Origin of the sequence: Lentzea sp. NPDC003310 (assembly GCF_040610935.1) — a bacterium.
In the GTDB taxonomy this organism is placed as follows: domain Bacteria; phylum Actinomycetota; class Actinomycetes; order Mycobacteriales; family Pseudonocardiaceae; genus Lentzea.
In genome coordinates this window covers 122337-141032 of record NZ_JBEXNC010000019.1, presented here as the reverse complement: position 1 = coordinate 141032, position 18696 = coordinate 122337, and the positions used below count along the sequence as shown (strand labels likewise).

General features: G+C 70.4%; 15 protein-coding genes. 4 read left to right on the top strand and 11 right to left on the bottom strand.

The window, feature by feature from the left end; all coding sequences use genetic code 11:
• The first annotated feature begins 16 nt into the window (after nt 1–16).
• A complete protein-coding gene (locus tag ABZX02_RS34500) occupies nt 17–1015 on the top strand; it encodes an alpha/beta hydrolase (protein ID WP_355304651.1) in 999 nt (332 codons plus the stop codon).
• Here ABZX02_RS34500 and ABZX02_RS34495 read toward each other — a convergent pair.
• Both ABZX02_RS34495 and ABZX02_RS34490 read right to left on the bottom strand, forming a co-directional pair.
• Nucleotides 1012–3027: a diguanylate cyclase gene (locus tag ABZX02_RS34495; protein ID WP_355304649.1), complete on the bottom strand. Its 2016-nt coding sequence runs from the start codon at nt 3025–3027 to the stop codon at nt 1012–1014. The two genes, ABZX02_RS34500 and ABZX02_RS34495, sit on opposite strands and share 4 nt — an antisense overlap.
• A 174-nt stretch (nt 3028–3201) precedes the next feature.
• On the bottom strand, nt 3202–4020 hold the full coding sequence (locus tag ABZX02_RS34490; RefSeq protein ID WP_355304647.1) for an SAM-dependent methyltransferase: 819 nt from the start codon (nt 4018–4020) through the stop codon (nt 3202–3204).
• A gap of 182 nt (nt 4021–4202) precedes the next feature.
• Between ABZX02_RS34490 and ABZX02_RS34485 the strand changes: the two genes are divergently transcribed.
• From ABZX02_RS34485 to ABZX02_RS34475, 3 genes are read left to right on the top strand one after another with little or no spacing between them, the layout of a single operon-like run.
• Nucleotides 4203–5513 (top strand): cytochrome P450, encoded by a 1311-nt coding sequence (locus ABZX02_RS34485; protein WP_355304645.1) that lies wholly within the window; start codon nt 4203–4205, stop codon nt 5511–5513.
• Between the two features lie 17 nt (nt 5514–5530).
• Nucleotides 5531–6520 (top strand): alpha/beta hydrolase, encoded by a 990-nt coding sequence (locus ABZX02_RS34480; protein WP_355304643.1) that lies wholly within the window; start codon nt 5531–5533, stop codon nt 6518–6520.
• A 13-nt stretch (nt 6521–6533) separates the two neighbouring features.
• Nucleotides 6534–6857 (top strand): MGMT family protein, encoded by a 324-nt coding sequence (locus tag ABZX02_RS34475; protein WP_355304641.1) that lies wholly within the window; start codon nt 6534–6536, stop codon nt 6855–6857.
• Between the two features lie 78 nt (nt 6858–6935).
• Here the strand turns inward: ABZX02_RS34475 and ABZX02_RS34470 are convergent, their stop codons facing one another.
• The 9 genes from ABZX02_RS34470 to moeZ all read right to left on the bottom strand — a co-directional run bounded on the left by ABZX02_RS34470 (nt 6936) and on the right by moeZ (nt 18623).
• Nucleotides 6936–7574 carry a sirohydrochlorin chelatase gene (locus ABZX02_RS34470; RefSeq protein ID WP_355304639.1) on the bottom strand — a complete coding sequence of 213 codons (639 nt, stop codon included), beginning with the start codon at nt 7572–7574 and terminating at the stop codon, nt 6936–6938.
• The gene (locus tag ABZX02_RS34465) at nt 7571–8662 is read right to left on the bottom strand and encodes a uroporphyrinogen-III synthase (protein WP_355304637.1); all 1092 of its coding nucleotides are present in this window, start codon (nt 8660–8662) and stop codon (nt 7571–7573) included. The genes ABZX02_RS34470 and ABZX02_RS34465 overlap by 4 nt, the downstream gene beginning before the upstream one ends.
• Entirely contained in the window at nt 8659–8970 is a 312-nt protein-coding gene (nirD, locus tag ABZX02_RS34460) for a nitrite reductase small subunit NirD (RefSeq protein WP_355304635.1), read from the bottom strand. Before nirD ends, ABZX02_RS34465 begins: the two co-directional genes overlap by 4 nt.
• Nucleotides 8967–11423 carry a nitrite reductase large subunit NirB gene (nirB, locus tag ABZX02_RS34455; RefSeq protein ID WP_355304633.1) on the bottom strand — a complete coding sequence of 819 codons (2457 nt, stop codon included), beginning with the start codon at nt 11421–11423 and terminating at the stop codon, nt 8967–8969. Before nirB ends, nirD begins: the two co-directional genes overlap by 4 nt.
• Nucleotides 11424–11535: 112 nt before the next feature.
• Nucleotides 11536–12837: a nitrate/nitrite transporter gene (locus ABZX02_RS34450; protein ID WP_355304631.1), complete on the bottom strand. Its 1302-nt coding sequence runs from the start codon at nt 12835–12837 to the stop codon at nt 11536–11538.
• Between the two features lie 98 nt (nt 12838–12935).
• Nucleotides 12936–14366 (bottom strand): FAD-dependent oxidoreductase, encoded by a 1431-nt coding sequence (locus ABZX02_RS34445; protein ID WP_355304629.1) that lies wholly within the window; start codon nt 14364–14366, stop codon nt 12936–12938.
• The gene (locus ABZX02_RS34440) at nt 14363–16282 is read right to left on the bottom strand and encodes a molybdopterin oxidoreductase family protein (protein ID WP_355304800.1); all 1920 of its coding nucleotides are present in this window, start codon (nt 16280–16282) and stop codon (nt 14363–14365) included. Before ABZX02_RS34440 ends, ABZX02_RS34445 begins: the two co-directional genes overlap by 4 nt.
• Before the next feature lie 105 nt (nt 16283–16387).
• Nucleotides 16388–17185 (bottom strand): TIGR02569 family protein, encoded by a 798-nt coding sequence (locus ABZX02_RS34435; RefSeq protein ID WP_355304627.1) that lies wholly within the window; start codon nt 17183–17185, stop codon nt 16388–16390.
• A 265-nt stretch (nt 17186–17450) separates the two neighbouring features.
• Nucleotides 17451–18623, bottom strand: a complete 1173-nt coding sequence (gene moeZ, locus ABZX02_RS34430) for an adenylyltransferase/sulfurtransferase MoeZ (protein WP_355304625.1) — start codon at nt 18621–18623, stop codon at nt 17451–17453.
• Nucleotides 18624–18696 lie beyond the last annotated feature (73 nt).

Genomic DNA, 18696 nt, shown 5'->3' with positions numbered 1-18696 from the left:
TGGAGGTTGTTCCCCCATGCGTTTCCGTCGGCTCTGCGCCGCCGTGCTGCTCGCCGCCCTGATACCGGTCCCCACACCGGCGAGCGCCGCCCAGACCACCTGCGAGGACGTGTTCACGCCCGTTCAGTTCGGGCTCATCCGGCAAACGATGTACGGCAGGTTGTGCGTCCCGCAGAGGGCCACGACCGTGCAGGTGCTCGTCCCCGGCGGCACCTACACGAGCGGCTACTGGGACATCCCCGTGGACGGCGAGAAGCGGTCCGTCACGCGCGCGATGAACAACGCGGGCATCGCCACGATGGTGGTGGACCGGATCGGCTCCGGCCGGAGCACGAAGCCGTTGAGCATCCTCGTCGACGTGCCGAACCAGGCCGAGGCGGTGCACCAGGTCATCCAGAACCTGCGGCCGCGGTTCTCCAAGGTGCTGGTGGGCGGGCACTCCATCGGGTCGGCCATCGCGATGGCCGAGGCCGGCACGTACCGCGACGTCGACGGCGTGCTGATCACCGGCATGACGCACCAGTGGGACTACGTCCGGGCCGTGCCCGCGCTGACCAACCTGATCCCCGCGCTGCTCGACTCGAAGCTCGCGCTGCGCGGCCTCGACGTCGGCTACCTGACCACCGCGCCGGGCAGCCGCTACCGCATGTTCCACGCCCCCGGCCCGGAGGTGCCCGCCGTGACCTCCTGGGACGAGTCCACGAAGGACGTCGTCTCGGCCGGTGAGTTCGTCACCACCGCGCTGATGTCGAACCTGGTGCTGCCGGTGAGCGCGCTCATCGACGTGCCCGTGATGACGATCCAGACCTCGGCCGACTACTTCTGCGGCACGCCCCCGCTCGGCGCCGACTGCTCGTCGTCCGACGCGCTCGTGAGGTCGGAGAAGCCCTTCTACCCCAAGGCTCCGCGGCTCGACGGGTTCGTCGTGAACGGGTACGGGCACGTGTTCAACTTCGACACCAGGACCGCCGACAGCTACCACGCGGCGGTCGTCGCGTGGCAGCGCGGCTTCTAGTCCGGGAGTCTCCGCAGGAACTCCCCCGCGTCGAGCGGGGACCCGTAGTGGGCGCCGATCGCGAGGTCGGCGCCCATTTCCGTCCACCACGTCGCCTGCTCCGCCGTCTCGACGCCGTCGACGCACAGGTTCACGCCGAGGTCGTGCACGGCGGGGATCAGCGCGGCGGAACGGGGGTCCTGGCGGTGCGCCAGGTCCTTGGGCACCAGCACGGACACGATCGGCAGCGCGGAGAGCCAGGCGAGGTCGCGCGGGCCGAGGCCGAAGTCGTCGAGCGCGATCCGGACGCCCATGTCCGCGAGCGTGCCCAGGTTGTCCGCCGCGTCGGCCACACCCAGCACGCCGACGGGCATGCTCAGCGTCAGCCTGCCGGGCGGCATCCCGGTCTCCTCCACCACTTTCGACACCCGCGCCACCAGGTCGGCGTCGGTCGACTGGTGGTGCGTGAGCCGGACGCCGAACTGCTGGTCGAGCTCGCCGCGCTGACGCCACCACTGCGCCTGGCCGGCGGCGATCCGGATCAGCCACTCGCCCATCGGCAGGATGAGGCCGCTCTCGTCGGCGAGCGCGGCGCAGCGGTCGGAGAGGTCCCAGTGCAGCAACGCCTCCACGCCCGCGAGGGCACCGGTCGCGAGCTCGCGGACCGGCCGGTAGACGACGCCGATGTCGCCCTGCTCCCAGGCCCCGGGCATCACGACCGCCAGTGCCGCGTCCCGGCGTCCGGCGGCGTCCTCGTTGGTGTGGAACAACACCCACTGGCCGCGGCGGTCGCGTTTGGCCTGCCGCAGCGCCAGGTCGGCCGTGCGCAGCAGCTCGACGGGGTCGACGTCGGGTGACGGCCGGTGCACCACGCCCGCGCTCACCGACACCGCGAGACCGTGATCGTCCACATAGGTCGGTTCGCCGAGGTCGGCGTTGATGGCGGCCATCGTGGTCGCGACGTCCGGTGTCAGCGCGGTGTTCTCGACGACGATGCCGAACTCGTCGCCGTCGAACCGCGCGACCATGGCCTGCTCGCGGGACATCACGGCCCGCAGCCTGCGCGCGACGTGCTGGAGCAGGTGTTCGCCGACGCGGGCGCCCAGGCTGTTGCACACCAGGCCGAACGCGTCGAGGTCGAGGTGGAGGATCGTGACGCCGAACTCAGGGTCGGCCCGGCGCAGCACGGTTTCCAGGTGGGTGGTGAAGAACTGGCGGTTCGGCAGGCCCGTCAGCACGTCGTGCAGCGACTGGCGGCGCAGCTCTCCTTGCAACAGAGCAAGTTCCGTGTCGTCGTCCGCCATCACCAGGACGTGGCTCGGCTTGCCGTCGTCGTCGCGCAGCAGTGACGCCGTGAGCGTCACCCTGGCGAACTCGCCATCGGCGCGCACGAGTTGCATCGGTTCCCGCTCGAACTCGTCGCGCTCGCCCAGAACGCGTTCCATCATCTCGCGGAACACGAGGATCGACGGCGGTGCGATGAGCTCGACGAGACGGGTGCCCGGCTCCGCCGGACGTCCGATGATCACGCCGATCGACTCGTTGCCCCAGGCGAGGCGGCCGTCGAGCCCGACGATCAGGACGCCGTTGGTGGACGAGGACGCGATGCCCTCGAACTTCGCCTCGCTCTGGCGCTGGTCCCGTTGCGCGTCGTGGGCGGCCTTGAGCAGCGACCGCTGCATGCTCTCCTGCTGGTCGAGGATCGACCGGGCACGCGCGGCGGTGAAACCGCACGTGAGAGCACCGATTCCGCCGACGACGCGGACCGTGTGCTGGTCGCTCGCGCGGAACTCCTCGAGCGCCAGCAGGCCCTTGCCGAGCACGTCGACCGTGCGCCTGAGGCCGGGCTCGTTGACGTAGCCGAGAGCGACGAGCCGTTCGCCCACCTCCTCGAACGGAGCAGGGTCGAACGGTTCGCGGTGCAGCGCCGCGCACAACGCCCCGAGCTGGTCCGCCAGCTCGGCGTCCAGCTCCTCCCTGCTCAACGCGACTACGACGACGCTGCTGAGCAGGTAGCTCCACTTGCGCGACAAGGCTTCTCGCGCTCGGACGGCGGCGGTGTCCTCAGGTGGAGCGGCATCGGGTCTTCGGCTCGGTTTCGTCATTCCCGTTGCCCTGTATGGGTTGGAGAGTGTCCGGCAGTTTACCTACCGCCAGTCGGCGCCCACTGCGCCAACCGTGTGATCCTCCGACACTACAGTGTGGTTTCAGTCCTTACGACCGACCCCAGCGTACAAGAACATGTTCATCGACGCCTCGTCAGCGATGTCGCCCGGTCCGTCCGGACGCCACTCGCCGCACCCGACCAAACCGGGCTCCACCAGGGAGAACCCGTCGAACAGCGCACTGACCTGGGCGTGCGTGCGCATGTGCATCTGATCGGCGCTGCGGCTCTGGTTCACGACCGCGGCGGCCTGGTCGACGCTCTCGTCGATCTGGTCCTTGGCGACGTGCGTCATCACGACGAAGCTGCCGGCGGGCAGCGCGTCGCGGTAGTGCGCGACGAGCTTCTCGGGGCCGTCCTCGTCGGGCACCCAGTGCAGCATGAGCAGCATCAACAGCCCGATCGGTTCGTCGAGGCGCAGCAGCCTCGCGACCTCGGGACTCGACAGCACGACCTCCGGTTCGCGCATGTCGGCCTGCACGATGGCAGCGTTTTCGTTGTCAGCCAACAACAATCGGCTGTGCGCGAAGGCGACCGGGTCCTTGTCGACGTACACGACACGGGCCTGCGGGTCGCGGGCCTGGGCGACCTCGTGCACGTTCGCGACCGTCGGGATGCCGGACCCGATGTCCAGGAACTGGCGAATTCCCTGGTCCATCAGGAAGTTCACGGCCCGGCCGAGGAACCTCCGGTTGAGCCTCGCGACGCTGGGCAGGCCGGGCACCAGCTTCTCGATCTGCGATCCGACCTGCCGGTCGGCGGCGAAGTTGTGGGCGCCACCGAGGATGTAGTCGTAGACGCGGGCCATGCTCGGAACGGTCGTGTCGATGCCGAGCGGAACCCAGTTCTGGGTTTCTGCCACGGGGAACACCTCTTCGGTCAACGTGGCGGGATCGGGGAAGACGCACGAGCTTAGCCATCAGGACGCCCCGCGCACTGCACCATCGGAGTGACGGCGAACCACCCGATCAGGCACTGTCGTCCTCGCCCAAACGGCTCCTAGGGTGGTCCGTCCCCATTCGGCCCACCTCCGCAGGAGTCCGAATGCCCGTCCCGGTGGCTCCCCACCGCTGGCCGTTGCTCGGGCACACGCCGTCGATGTTGTTGCGGCGCGCCAAGTTCACCGACGCGTTGCACGAGCAGGGCGACGTGGTGCGCCTCGACCTCGGCCCGTTGCACGCGCACTTCGTCACCAGCCCCGCGCTGACCCACGAGGTGCTGGTGTCGCAAGGATCGAAGTTTCGCAAAGGTGCGATGTTCGACAAGTTCCAGCCGTACCTGGGAACGGGGCTGCTGCTGTCGAACGGAGAGCACCACCTGCGCCAGCGCCGGATGATGCAGCCGGCGTTCCACCGGGAACGGATCGAAGCCTATGCCTCGACGATGGCTCGTGCTGCTGCTTCGCTGGCTGCGCGGTGGCGCCCCGGCGAGGTCCGCGTCATCGAGAACGACATGCAGGAGCTGGCGGTCACCGTCGTCGGCGAGACGCTCTTCTCGGCGGAGATCGGCGAACGCGCGGTCGAGGAGGTCCGCCGGTCCGTCTTCACGGTCATCCAGCAGGGGATGATCCGCGCGCTGTCCCCGTCGTTCGTCGAACGGCTGCCGCTGCCGGGCAACCGGGAGTTCGACGCGGCCATCGCGCGGATGAAAGCCGTGGTGCTGCAGGTGATCGAGAGCTGGCGGGCGTCCGGTACGGACACCGGCGACGTCCTCTCCATGCTGCTGCTCGCGCAGGAGGACGGCGTCGGCATGACCGACCAGCAGGTCTACGACGAGGTGCTGACGCTGCTCACCGCGGGCATCGAGACCACGGCGATCGCACTCGCGTGGGCGTTGTACGAGGTGGGCCGCGATTCGGAGGTCGAGCGCCGCGTGCACGCCGAGGTCGACGCCGTGGTGGGCGACCGCGCGGTGACGTTCGACGACGTGCCCGCGCTGACCTACACCGCGCGGGTCGTGCGGGAAACCCTGCGGCTGTACCCGGTCTGGTTCGTCATGCGCCGCACCACGACCGAGGTCCGGCTGGGCGACGTGACGCTGCCCGCGGGCGCCGAGGTGATCGTGAGCCCGCACGCCCTGCACCACGACGAGCGCTTCTTCCCGTCCCCGGAACGCTTCTGGCCCGACCGCTGGACACCCGAGTTCACCGCGGGCCTACCGCGCGGCGCGTTCGTCCCGTTCGGCGGCGGCACCCGGCAGTGCCTCGGCAACACCTTCGCCCAGACGGAGATCGTCATCACGCTGGCCACGATCGCGGCCCGCTGGCGTCTCGTCCCGACCCGTCCGGCGCGCGTGAAGTTCACGTCCGCGCCGTACCCCGACGGCCTGCACATGAGGGCCGTCCCCCGCGACTAGTTGGAGGTAGTACCCCCATGCGTTTCCGCCGGCTGTGCGCTGCCGCGCTGCTCGCCACCGGAACCCTGCTGGCCCCGTTACCCGCCGCGGCGGCCACGACCTGCCAGGACGTCGCCTACCCGGTCCGCGTGGGCCTGACCCCGCTGGTCACCACGCAGGAGACGGTGGCGGGCAGGCTGTGCGTCCCTACGGGCGCGAAGACGGTGCAGGTCCTGATCCCGGGCGGCACCTACGACCGCTCGTACTGGGACGTCGGCTTCGAACCCCAGACCCACTCCTTCACGCAGGCCCAGAACAAGGCGGGCTTCGCCACCCTGGCGCTCGACCGCCTGGGCACCGGCAGGAGCTCCAAGCCGCTCAGCGCCCTCGTCACCGCGTCGACCCAGGCCAGCGCGGTCCACCAGGTCATCACGACGCTGAAACCGCGCTTCACCAAGGTGATCGTCGCGGGCCACTCCATCGGCTCGGCGATGGCGATGATCGAGGCGGGCACCCACCGGGACGTGGACGGCGTCCTAGTCACCGGTTTCACGCACAAGATGAACTACATAACGGTCGTCCCGGTCCTGACCAACATGGTCCCCGCGGGCCTCGACGCCGGCTACCTCACCACGATGCCGGACACCCGCTACAACTCGTTCCACAAACCGGGTCCGCTCATCGCCGGCGCCATCGCCCACGACGAGGGCACGAAGGACGTCTTCGCCGTCACCGAGGCCGTGGACACCATCCTGCTCAACACGGTGATCATCCCGATCTCGCGGCAGATCACCGTGCCGGTGCTGATCGTCGTCGGCAACGACACCCACTTCTGCAGCGCGGGCGTCCCGCTGATGGGCAGCGACTGCTCGTCGCCCGCCGCGCTGAAGGCCGACGAGGCACCGTTCTTCCCGGCGGCCCCGCGCCTCGACACGTTCGTCCTCGACGGCTACGGCCACTCCATCAACTACGCCCCGAACGCGCCGGACTACCACGCCGCCGTCGCCCAGTGGGCCAGGACCATCTAGCTAGACTTCGACGATGGACGAAGAGATCCACGAGCGAGTCCGCGACCTGATCAAGGCAGTCCCCCGCGGCCGGGTCGCCACGTACGGCGACATCGCGGATCTCGCCAAGGCCCCGTCGCCACGGCTGGTCGGCCGCATCCTCAACGAGGACGGGCACGACCTGCCGTGGCAGCGCATCCTCAAGGCCGACGGCACCTGCGCCCCGCACCTGCGCGACACGCAGCTCCAGCTGCTGCACGAGGAGGGCGTGCCGAACCTGGGCGGCAAGGTGGATCTCCGGGAGTACCGCTGGGAAGAGGCGCGCAAGGAGGAGGCGGAGCCGCCGGGCCTCTGGTGACGTGGGCCAGGTGAGGCGTGAAGCGGACCTAGCGCTCACGCGCCGAGCGGTGCCAGCAAGGTGACCAGGCGTGCGGAACTAGGCGGTCCGCACCAGCCCGGCCAACGCCTCGTAGTACCGCCGCACCACCACGTCGACCAACACCGGATGCGCCCCCACGGGCTGAGCCACCACATCGGCCCCACACCGGTCGAGCACGCCCTGGAACACCCCGGGCGCCAACAACCACGACGCCACGGCAACCCGGCCGGACATCCCCGCCACCACGTCACCGATCCGAGGCGAGGCGGTGGCCACGTACCCCACAGCACCGGCCCCGAGCATCTCGGCGGCCCGCCGCACGGTGGCCAGCGCCCGCGCATCCGACGAACCCGCCGCGGCGAGCACTACTGCGTCGCCGCGGCGGAAACCTGCCTCCACCAACCGATCCCGCACAGCCGGGACCACGTCCAACCCCACGGGCGGAGTCAGCACCACCCCGGCCCGCCCGCCGATCTGCTCGGGGATGTCCACCCGCACGTGGTACCCGGCCGCCAGGAACACCGGCACCACGACGTACGGTCCGTCCACAACGGACCGCACGTCCGGCGAACAGACGTCCGCGTAGGCAACCTCGACCGGCACGTCCACGCAGGCGCGCACCAGCGACGCGATCTCCGCGCACACCGCGATCCCACGGGGATCGCGAGTTCCGTGGAATGCCAAAACAAGCTTCATGCAGGCTCCATCGCTAGCCGGTACCCACGCTTCACGACCGTGCACACCATCTGCGGCGCACCGAGAGCGGTCCGCAGCCGTCCGACGGCGGTCTCGACGGCGTGCTCCTCCCCGCCGGAAGGCAAGGCCGCCAACAGGTCCCGCCGCGACACGACACGACCGCGAGCGGCCACCAGGGTCCGCAGCACCGCCATCGGGGCGGGCGCGACGGGACGCAGTTCACCGTCGACGACCACGGCCTGCGCCCGCATCTCCAGGTCGCGCGAGGCGATCCGCAGCCGCAACGCCCGCGACGGCAGTTCCAGCGCCAGTTCCCGCACCATCGACCCGATCCGGGACCGGGCCGGCTGCACCACGGGGATGCCGGCCGCCACCAGCGGTCCGGCGGTGATCGCCCCTACCCCGACCACCAGCACGTCGCGACGCAGGCACGAGACCAGAGACGCGTAGTCCGGGGCGGTGCGCAGCACGGACGACGCCGCCGGAGCCGACGTGAACGTCAGCGCGTCCACCTGGCCGCCCACGACCGCGTCGATCAGCCGCTGCAACGGTCCGAGGTCGGCCGGCGGTTCCCAGCGGTAGACCGGGATCTCGACGACCTCGGCGCCGGCAGCCGCCAGGGTGTTCACGAAGTCCGGCAGCGGTTCGCCGTGCAGCTGGACGGCGACGCGCTTGCCGGACACGCCCATCCGCAGCAGGTACTGCAGCAGCTCGGCGTTCGACTCCGAGGACGGCGACCAGGCCTCGACCAGGCCGGCGGCGCGGACCGCGCCCTTCGCCTTCGGGCCGCGGGGCAGCACCACCGCGCCTTCCAGGGCTCGGTGCAGACGGCTCGCGAGGCCCCAGCCCTCGGCCGCCTCGAACCAGCCGCGGAAGCCGATGGCGGTGGTCGCCACGACGACGTCGACCGGGGACGAGACGAGCTCCAGCGTCGCGTCGTGCAGGGTGGCGTCGTCGGGCAGCGGCACGATCCGCAGCGCGGGTCCGTGCAGCACCGTGGCGCCCTTGCGTTCCAGCAACGCGATGAGCTCGTCGGCGCGGCGGGCCGCGGTGACGCCGATCGTGAAGCCCGCCAGCGGCCCCGTCATGTCAGCTCCACGACACCGTCGCGCACGCGCACCGGGTGGACCGCGATCGAGACGGACGGCTCGTCCAGGCACTTGCCGGTCGCCAGCTCGAACGCCTGCTTGTAGACCGGGGACACCACGACGGGGACGCCGCCGCGGTCGCCCACGATGCCGCGCGACAGCACGGCCGCGCCGCTGAACGGGTCGATGTTGTCCAGGGCGTGCAGCGAGCCGTCCGCGGTGAGGAACACCGCCACCTGCGAGCCGTCCGGGAGCAGGGCGGCGACGCCCTGTTCCGGCCGCAGCACGGCAAAGTCACAGACGATCATCTGGCGACCTCCGGGATGCCCAGGGAGACGGGGACGCGCTGACCGCGTTCAGCGCGGAACGAGATCGTGGGGTCCGGAGTGTCCGGCGCGTTCACGAACGACGTGAACCGCGCCAGCTTCTCCGGGTCCTCCAGCACGCCGCGCCACTCGTCGGCGTAGTCGGAGACGTGCGACTCCATCGCCGCCTCCAGCTCGGCGCAGATGCCGAGCTTGTCCTCGACGACGACCTCGCGCAGGTGGTCGAGCCCGCCGTCGAGCCCTTCCAGCCAGACGGACGTGCGCTGCAACCGGTCCGCGGTGCGGATGTAGAACATCAGGAACCGGTCGATCACGCGGATCAGCTCTTCGGTGTCCACATCGGACACCAGGAGGTCGGCGTGGCGCGGCGTGAAGCCACCGTTGCCGCCCACGTAGAGGTTCCAGCCGTTCTCGGTGGCGATCACGCCGAAGTCCTTGCCGCGCGCCTCCGCGCACTCGCGCGCGCAGCCCGAGACGGCCGACTTCAGCTTGTGCGGCGAGCGCAGGCCGCGGTAGCGCAGCTCGAGTTCGATCGCGAGGCCGACGGAGTCCTGCACGCCGAAGCGGCACCACGTCGTGCCGACGCAGGACTTGACCGTGCGCAACGACTTCCCGTACGCGTGCCCGGACTCGAACCCGGCGTCCACGAGTCTGCGCCAGATCTTCGGCAGCTGGTCGACGGTCGCGCCGAACAGGTCGATGCGCTGGCCACCCGTGATCTTGGTGTAGAGGCCGTAGTCGCGGGCCACCTCGCCGATGACGATCAGCTTCTCCGGCGTGATCTCGCCGCCGGGGATGCGCGGCACGACCGAGTACGTGCCGTTGCGCTGCAGGTTCGCCAGGAACCTGTCGTTGGTGTCCTGCAACGACACCTGCGTCTCGCCGAGGATGTGCCCGTTGCCGAGCGACGCGAGGATCGACGCCACCGCGGGCTTGCAGATGTCGCAGCCGCGGCCGGTGCCGTGCTTCGAGACCAGCTCCGAGAACGTCGTCACGCGCGTCGCCCGGATGATCTCGAACAGCTCCGCGCGCGAGTGCGTGAAGTGCTCGCACAACGCCTTGGACTGCTCGACACCGCACTCGGTCAGCAGCTTCTTCAGCATCGGCACGCACGAGCCGCAGCCCGTGCCGGCCTTGGTGCAGGCCTTCAGCTCGGCCACGTCGCACGCCACGCCGGACTGGATGGCGTCGGTGATCGTCTGCTTCGTCACCGCGTGGCAGGAGCAGACCTGCGCGTCCGCGGGCATGTCGACGTCGACGGCCGCGCCCGGCTGCAGCAGCGCCGCCGGGACCTCCTTGCCCACCAACGGCCGCAGCGACAGGTAGGACGACGCGTCGCCGACCAGCACGCCGCCGAGCAGCACGCGCGCGTCGTCCGACACCACGAGCTTGCTGTACGTGCCCGCGACGGCGTTGTTCACCACGACTTCCAGCGCGCCCTCGGTCTGCGCGTGCGCGTCGCCGAACGACGCCACGTCGACCCCGAGCAGCTTCAGCTTCGTGGACACGTCGGCGCCGGGGAACGTCCGCGCGCCACCGGCGAGCTGGTCCGCGACCACCTCCGCCATCGAGTAGCCGGGGGCCACCAGGCCGTACGTCACGCCCTCGACCGCGGCGCACTCGCCGATCGCGAACACGTGCGGGTCGGCGGTCCGGCAGGCGGCGTCGACCAGGTACCCGCCGCGCGGCCCGAGCTCCAGCCCCAGGTCTAGGTCGGTGCGCGGCCGGATGCCCGCGCTGAACACCACGACGTCGAGGTCCAGTTCGAGGCCGGAGGCGAGCTTCGCGATCAGCCGCGTGCCGTCGCGTTCGATCGACGAGGCGGACGTCCCGGTGTGCACGGTCAGGTCGAGCTTCTCGACCAGCCGCTTCAGCAGGCCGGCACCGCCCTCGTCGACCTGGATCGGCATCAGCCGCGGCGCCAGCTCCACGACGTGCGGCGAGACTCCCATGCCGCGCAACGCGTTGGCCGCCTCCAGGCCGAGAAGACCGCCGCCGAGGACCATGCCGGAACGCCGTCCGGGACGCGCGGCCGCCTCCACCGTCGCCCGGATCTCGTCCAGGTCGTCGATCGTGCGGTAGACGTGGCAGCCCGGCAGGTCGCGGCCGGGCACCGGCGGCACGAACGGCACCGAGCCGGTCGCCAGCACCAGCGCGTCGTAGGAGACCTCGACTCCCGAGGCTCCCACGACGACGCGGCGTTCGCGGTCCACGGACACGGCCTTCTCGCCGAGCCGGAGCTCGCACCCGGTCAACGCGGGCAGCTCCAGCGCGGCCGAGGTCCAGGTGTCCACATAGGACGACAGCGCGACGCGGTCGTAGGCGGGCCGGGACTCCTCCCCGAACACCACGATCCGCCAGGACGAGTCACGCAGGATCTCGACGAGCCGGTGGCCGACCATGCCGTTGCCGATCACGACCAGGGTCTGAGTCATCGGGCACTCCTCCTTCCGCCCGGCCATGCTCACCGGGCGGCGTGTCATCCCAAGGTCCGCAACATTTCGCGGGTGTTAAAGGAAACTCTCGCCGCAGCTCAGGCGTTGTGCGTCACACGCCCGCGTAGGCGAGCGAGGGCCGCGCCGCGAACACGTTGCGCCGCAGGTAGAACCACCAGGTCGTGCCCAGGCAGAGCGCGTAGAACACGAGGATCGCGGTCAGCGCGGGCGTCAGGGTCTTCGAGCCCTCCAGCGAGAACTTGAAGACCAGGTTGACGAGCACACCGCCGGCCGCGCCGATCGCACCCGCGATGCCGACCACGGCGGCGGCCTGGCGCTTCGCGGACTTGTCGTCGTCGGACTGCGTGCGGAAGATCGCCGGGATCATCCGGTACGTCGACCCGTTGCCCACGCCCGCGAGGATGAACAGCGCGATGAAGGAACCGAAGAACAACGCGAAGTTCTTCGAGTCGACGCTGACCATCACGCCGATCGTCCCGATCGCCAGCCCGACGAACGTGCCGAGCGTCACCTTCGCGCCGCCGACGCGGTCCGCGAGCCAGCCGCCGAACGGCCGGGCGATCGACCCGATCAGCGCGCCGAGGAACGCGAGCGCCACCCAGCCCTTGTAGTCCACGAAGCTCAGCTTGATCAGCGACGGGAACGCGAACGAGTAGCCGATGAACGACCCGAACGTGCCGATGTACAGGAACGACATCACCCACGTGTGCCGGTTCGACAGCGCGAGCCTGTACGACTGGCCGTCCGGCTTGGCCTGCGTGAGGCTGTCCATGAAGAACCACGCGAAGGCCGTCGCCAGCACGATGAACGGCATCCAGATCAACGCCGCGTAGGCGAGGTTGATCCCGGTGCCGATGGTGATCACGAACGGCACGATGAGCTGCGTGATCGCGACGCCCAGGTTGCCGCCGGCCGCGTTCATGCCGAGCGCGAGCCCCTTCTTGCCCTCCGGGTAGAAGAACGAGATGTTCGCCATCGACGACGAGAAGTTGCCGCCGCCGAGGCCCATCGCGGCCGAGGTCAGCAGGAAGAACCAGTACGGCGTGCCCGGCGTCGACACCGCGTAGGCGAGCATCGTGCACGGGATCAGCAGCAACCCGGCGCTGATCGTCGTCCACAGCCGCCCGCCGAACTTCGGCACCGCGAACGTGTACGGCACGCGCAGCACCGCTCCGACGAGGTTCGGCACGATCAGCAGCCAGAACTGCTGGCCGACGCTGAAGTCGAAGCCGACGGAGCCGAGGCTCACCACCACGATGCTCATCAGCACCCACACGCTGAACCCGAGGTTCTCGGCGAAGATGGAGAGAGCGAGGTTCTTGCGGGCGATCCGCTTGCCGGTGGACTCCCAGAACTCGGGCTTCTCCGGCTCCCAGTGGTCGATCCAGCTCATGTACGTCCTCCGCGGAATCGGCGATTGCCGAAGAACCTAGGAACCGCGCATTACCAGGCGGTTCTGCCCGATGACGGCGACGGCAACTCCGCCGCACATCACGCCGAGGCGGGCTGTGAGGCTCCGAGCCAGTCGAGCAACCCGCACACGGCGTCCTTGCAGCCACCACACCCCGTCGTCGCGCGAGTGGCCTCCGCGAGCTGCGGCAACGACTCCGCACCCGCCCGCCACGCCGACACGATCTGTCCTTTGGAGACGGTGTTGCAGCGGCAGATCACCGCGCTGGACGGCAGGTCGGCGGGCGACGCGGCCTCCGCCGGCAGCGCCCGTCCGAGCAGCAGCGCCAGCCGGTCGGTCGGCGCGGGGATGCCGCGGTCGTAGAGCTGCGTGATCGTGGCCGCCGCGTCCGGCGCGCCGAGCACGATCGCGCCCGCCACCCGGTCGTCGCGCAGCACGAGCTTGGCGTACCGGCCGCGCGAGGGTTCCTGGAAGCACAGGACTTCCGAGTCCGGGCAGTCCACATCGGTGTGCACGTCCCCCAGCGCGGCGAGGTCGACGTCGCGCGCCTTCAACCGCGTCACGACCGACGTTCCCTGGTAGCGCGCGGCCGGGTTCGCGCCGGTCAGCCGGTCGGCGAGCACCGCGGCCTGGTCCCACGCGGGCTGCACCAGACCCGACACCGTGCCGGGGTGCTGCGCGCAGTCGCCGATCGCGTGCACGCGCGGGTCGCTGGTGCGCAACGCGTCGTCCACCACGATGCCGCGGTCGACCGTCAACCCGGCCTGGACGGCGAGCGAGGTTTCGGCGCGCACCCCCGCCGACACCACGACGAGCTCGGCGGGGACGTGCGTGCCGTCGTCGAGGACCAGGCCGTCGCCGGGCAGGTACTTGGCGGCCAGGGCGTTCAGCCGGAACTCGATGCCGAGCTTGCCGAGCGTGCGGGCGAGGACGCCGCCCGCGCCGGGGTCGAGCTGGCGTTCCATCAGGTGGCCGACGGGGTGGACGACGGTGACGAGGCAGCCGCGTCCGGCCAGACCGCGCGCCGCCTCGATGCCGAGCAGGCCGCCGCCGAGGACCACGACCGGCATGCCCTTCTGGGCCTTGGCCTCGATCCGCGCGCAGTCGTCGAGGGTGCGGAAGGCGACGACGCCGGGGGCGAGCTCGCCGTCCTCGGTGAGGCCCTCGGCGGGCGGGACCCAGGGGACGCTGCCGGTGGCGAGGACGAGGGCGTCGTAGGGAAGGGACTCACCGGAGTCCAGCACGACCGCGCGTGCGGCGCGGTCGATCTCCCGCACCTCGCAGCCCAGCCGCAGGTCGATGCCGTGCTCCTGCGCCCACGTCTCGTCGTGCAGCCGCGTCGACTCCGGCGTCATCGTGCCCGCCACCACCGTCGACAACAGCACCCGGTTGTACGCGGCGTGCGGTTCCGCACCCACGACGGTGATCGACAGCTCCGGGTCGCGGCGGCGCAGCTCGTCCGCCAGCCGAGCCCCTGCCATGCCGTACCCGACGATCACGACTCGCCTCATACCCGCTCCAATCGCACCGCGCACACCTTGAACTCGGGCATCCGGCTCGTGGGATCGAGCGCGGGGTTGGTGAGCAGGTTCGCCCGCCCGTCACCGGGGAAGTGGAACGGCAGGAACACCGCGTCGGCACGCATGCTCGGCACGCACCGCACGGTCGCCGTCACGGTTCCCCGCCTCGACACGACGTGCGCGGGTTCACCGGGGGCGAGCCCCGCGCGCGAAGCCGTGTCCGGGTGCATCTCCACGTACATCTCGGGAACGGCGGCCAGCAGCTCGCCGATCCGCCGGGTCTGCGCTCCCGACTGGTAGTGCTGCAGGACGCGCCCGGTGGTGGCCTGCAACGGGAACTCGGCGTCCGGGGGCTCGGCGGGGCCGCGGTGGTCGACCGGGACGAACCGCGCGAGGCCGTCGGCGTGCGCGAAGCGGTCGAGGAAGAGCCTTGGCGTGCCTGGATGTTCGACCGACGGCACGGGCCAGTGCAGCTGCTCGGTCTCCAGGCGTTCGTAGGTGATGCCGGAGTAGTCGGAGAGGCCACCGGCGGACGCGCGCCGCAGCTCCTCGAAGACCTCGACCGGTTCGACCGGGAACTTCTCGCCCACGCCGAGCCGTGAGGCCAGGCCCTGCACCAGCTCCAGGTCGCTGCGCACCCCGGCAGGTGGGTCGAGTGCCTTGCGGCGCCGGATGATCCGGCCTTCGAGGTTGGTCATAGTGCCGTCCTCCTCGGCCCACTGCGTGACCGGGAAGACGACGTCGGCCATCGCGGCGGTCTCCGACATCACGAAGTCCGCCACCACCAACAGGTCCAGCGCGCGCAACCGATCGGCCACACCGGACGCGCGCGGCGCCGACACCACCGGGTTGCTGCCGAACACCAGCATCGCCCTGATGTCCTCGGCGACCAGCAGCTCGTACGCGCTGCGGCCGGGACCGGGCAGCCAGTCGACGTCCCAGACGTCCATGATGTGCTGCCGCGCCGCGGGATCGTCGATCTTGCGGTAGCCCGGCAGCTGGTCGGCCTTCTGGCCGTGCTCGCGGCCGCCCTGGCCGTTGCCCTGGCCCGTCAGGCAGCCGTACCCGGAGCCGGCGCGGCCGGGCAGGCCCAGTGCCAGCGCCAGGTTGATCCACGCCGAGACGGTGTCGGTGCCGGACGCGTGCTGCTCGGTGCCGCGTCCCGTGAGGACGTACGAGCGCCCGGCCAGCATGTGCACGGCGGCGCGCTGGTCGGCGGCGGAGACACCGGTGACGCGTTCGACCTGCTCCGGCCACCAGGCCGCCGCGAAGCGCCACGCGTCGTCGAAACCCGTGGTGCGGCTGGAGATGTACTCCTTGTCGATCACGCCCTCGATGACCGCCGTGTGCAGCAGTCCCAGCGCCAGCGCGAGGTCCGTGCCCGGCGCGGGCTGCAGGTGCAGCGTCGCGCGTTCGGCGGTGGGCGTGCGGCGCGGGTCGATGACGATCAGCCGCGCGCCGTCGAGGTGCCGCAGGAACGGCGGCATCGTCTCGGCCGGGTTCGAGCCCGCGAGCAGCACGGTGTCGGCGCCGCGCAGGTCCGTGAGGGGGAACGGCAGCCCGCGGTCCAGCCCGAACGCCTTGTTGCCCGCGGCGGCGGCCGAGGACATGCAGAACCGGCCGTTGTAGTCGATCTGAGAGGTCTTCAACGCGACCCGCGCGAACTTGCCGAGCGCGTACGCCTTCTCGTTGGTGAGCCCGCCGCCGCCGAACACGGCGACCTCGTCGGGCTCGTAGGAGGAGATCTTCGACGCCACGAAGTCCAGCGCCTCGTCCCAGGACACCGGCGAACCGTGCAGCAGGGGGGACGTCAACCGGCCGGGGTGGCGCAACAGCTCCCCCGCCGTCCAGCCCTTCTGGCACAGCCCACCGGGACCAGGGGTCACCTGGCCGTCGATGACGCTCATGGAGCACTGCAGCGCGCAGTAGGGGCAATGGGTCACGCGTCGAACGCTAGGAAGCGCGCGTTAACCCGATGCTCCGCAATGTTTCGTCGGTGGAAAATGACCCGCTCAGAGCAGTGCGGTGACGAAGTGAGCAGCTCGTTCCAAGCCCGCAAAGGACTGTGGCGTTGACAACGGGTGCAGCGCGTGCACGGCGAGCCGGAACAGCGTCGCGCGCAGCAGTGACTGCTCCCACTCGGCCTGGTGGCTCCAGCGGTGGAAGAGGCCCGCGTCCGCGCCGCCCCACGCGACGGCGTCCACCGCGACCACGGCGGAGGCCCACTCGGCGGGACGCCAGTAGGCGGTGAAGTCGATGACGGCGGGCGGCGCGTTGCCCGCGAACAGCACGTTGCCGAACAGGTCGCCGTGCACGACCTGCGGCTTGAGGTTGATCGGCTTCTGCCGTTCCTTCAGCAGCTCGAACAGCCGGCCGCCGAGGTCGGCCTCGAGCGGCACGTCCTCCTCGCCCCACGCCACGCGGTCGGCGACGGCGAACACGTCCGTGCGGGCGTCGAGGAACCGGGGTTTGGGCAGCTCGGCCGTGGCCTGGTGCAGGCGCTGCGCGACGGCGATGACCTCGTCGTGGCGCGCCTCGGCCCGGCCGGCCAGGAACTTGGTGGCGGACCAGCCGCCGACGACGTACCGGCCGTCGGTGGATCTGAGCGGACGGCCGATGCGCAGGTGGTGCACGTCGAGGCCGTCGAGGGTCTTGGCGATCCAGGTGGCTTCGGCGGGCTTGGGCGCGGGCCGGATCGTGGCGTCGCCGCACCGCCAGGCGGGGCCGCCGTCGATGAGCTCGGGTTCGGCGTCACGGGCCCCGAACGCCGCACGCACGTGCGCTGGGGGCGGTTCGGGGGACCGGGTCACGGCTCGGCACGCTACCTGCTTAGACCGTCCGGGTGGTGGATCACGACACGCCGTGATTCGCGCCGCCACTCGAAAAGCCGAACGGCTGATACGTGCTTTCGGGCGCCGAAGCACCCGAAAGCACCAGTGTTCGATGGCCACTGCTCCGCAGATGGCGGCGAGTTCGTCGAGAAGCCGGTCATCCGGCCGAATCGTTCTCGTCGAATTGGGCTCCGCCGAATTCGACGAGAACGGTTGACCGGACGACCGGCACGAACTCGCACCACTAGTACGTCGGCAGGCTCGGGTCCACCTCGCGGGCCCACGCCAGCACGCCGCCACCGACGTGCACGGCGTCCTTGAAGCCCGCCTTGTGCAGCGCCGCCAGCGCCTCCGCCGAGCGCGCACCGGACTTGCAGTGCAGCACCAGCGGCTTGTCCTGCGGCAGCTCCGAGAACGCCTCGCCCGAGAGGATCTTGTCCTTCGGGATCAGCACCGAGCCCGGGATCTTGACGATCTCGTACTCGTGCGGCTCACGAACGTCCACCAGCAGGAAGTCCTCGCCGGACTCCTGCTTGTGCTTGAGCTCGAGCGGCGTGATCGTGTTGCCCGCGGCGGCCTGCTGCGCGTCCGTGGACACGACCCCGCAGAACGCCTCGTAGTCGATCAGCTCGGTGATCTTCGGCGACTCCGGGTCCTTGCGGATCTTGATCGTCCGGTAGGTCATCTCCAGCGCGTCGTAGACCATCAGACGGCCCAGCAGCGGGTCGCCGATGCCCGTGAGCAGCTTGATCGCCTCGGTGACCATGATCGAGCCGATCGACGCGCACAGCACGCCCAGCACGCCGCCCTCGGCGCACGACGGGACCATGCCGGGAGGCGGCGGCTCCGGGTAGAGGTCGCGGTAGTTGAGGCCCTGGCCGTTCGGGGCGTCCTCCCAGAAGACGCTGACCTGGCCCTCGAACCGGAAGATCGAACCCCACACGTACGGCTTGCCCAGCAGCACCGCGGCGTCGTTCACCAGGTACCTGGTGGCGAAGTTGTCGGTGCCGTCGAGGATCAGGTCGTAGTCGCGGAAGATCTCCAGCGCGTTCTCGGAGTTGAGGTGCGTCTGGTGCAGGACGACCTTGACGAACGGGTTGATCTCGGCGACCGAGTCGCGCGCCGACTCCGCCTTGGGGCGGCCGACGTCGGACTGGCCGTGGATCACCTGGCGCTGCAGGTTCGACTCGTCCACGACGTCGAAGTCGACGACGCCGAGCGTGCCGACCCCGGCCGCGGCCAGGTACAGCAGTGCCGGGCTGCCGAGGCCGCCCGCGCCGACGACGAGCACCTTCGCGTTCTTCAGGCGCTTCTGCCCGTCCACCCCGACGTCCGGGATGATCAGGTGCCGGCTGTAGCGCGCGACTTCTTCCTTGGTCAGCTCCGCGGCTGGCTCAACGAGCGGCGGAAGCGCCATGCTGGTCCTCCTCGACGAATGTCTCCGTGTCCGAGACAACGTCTACCCTGCCTCGGGTCTTCCCCGTTGAAAA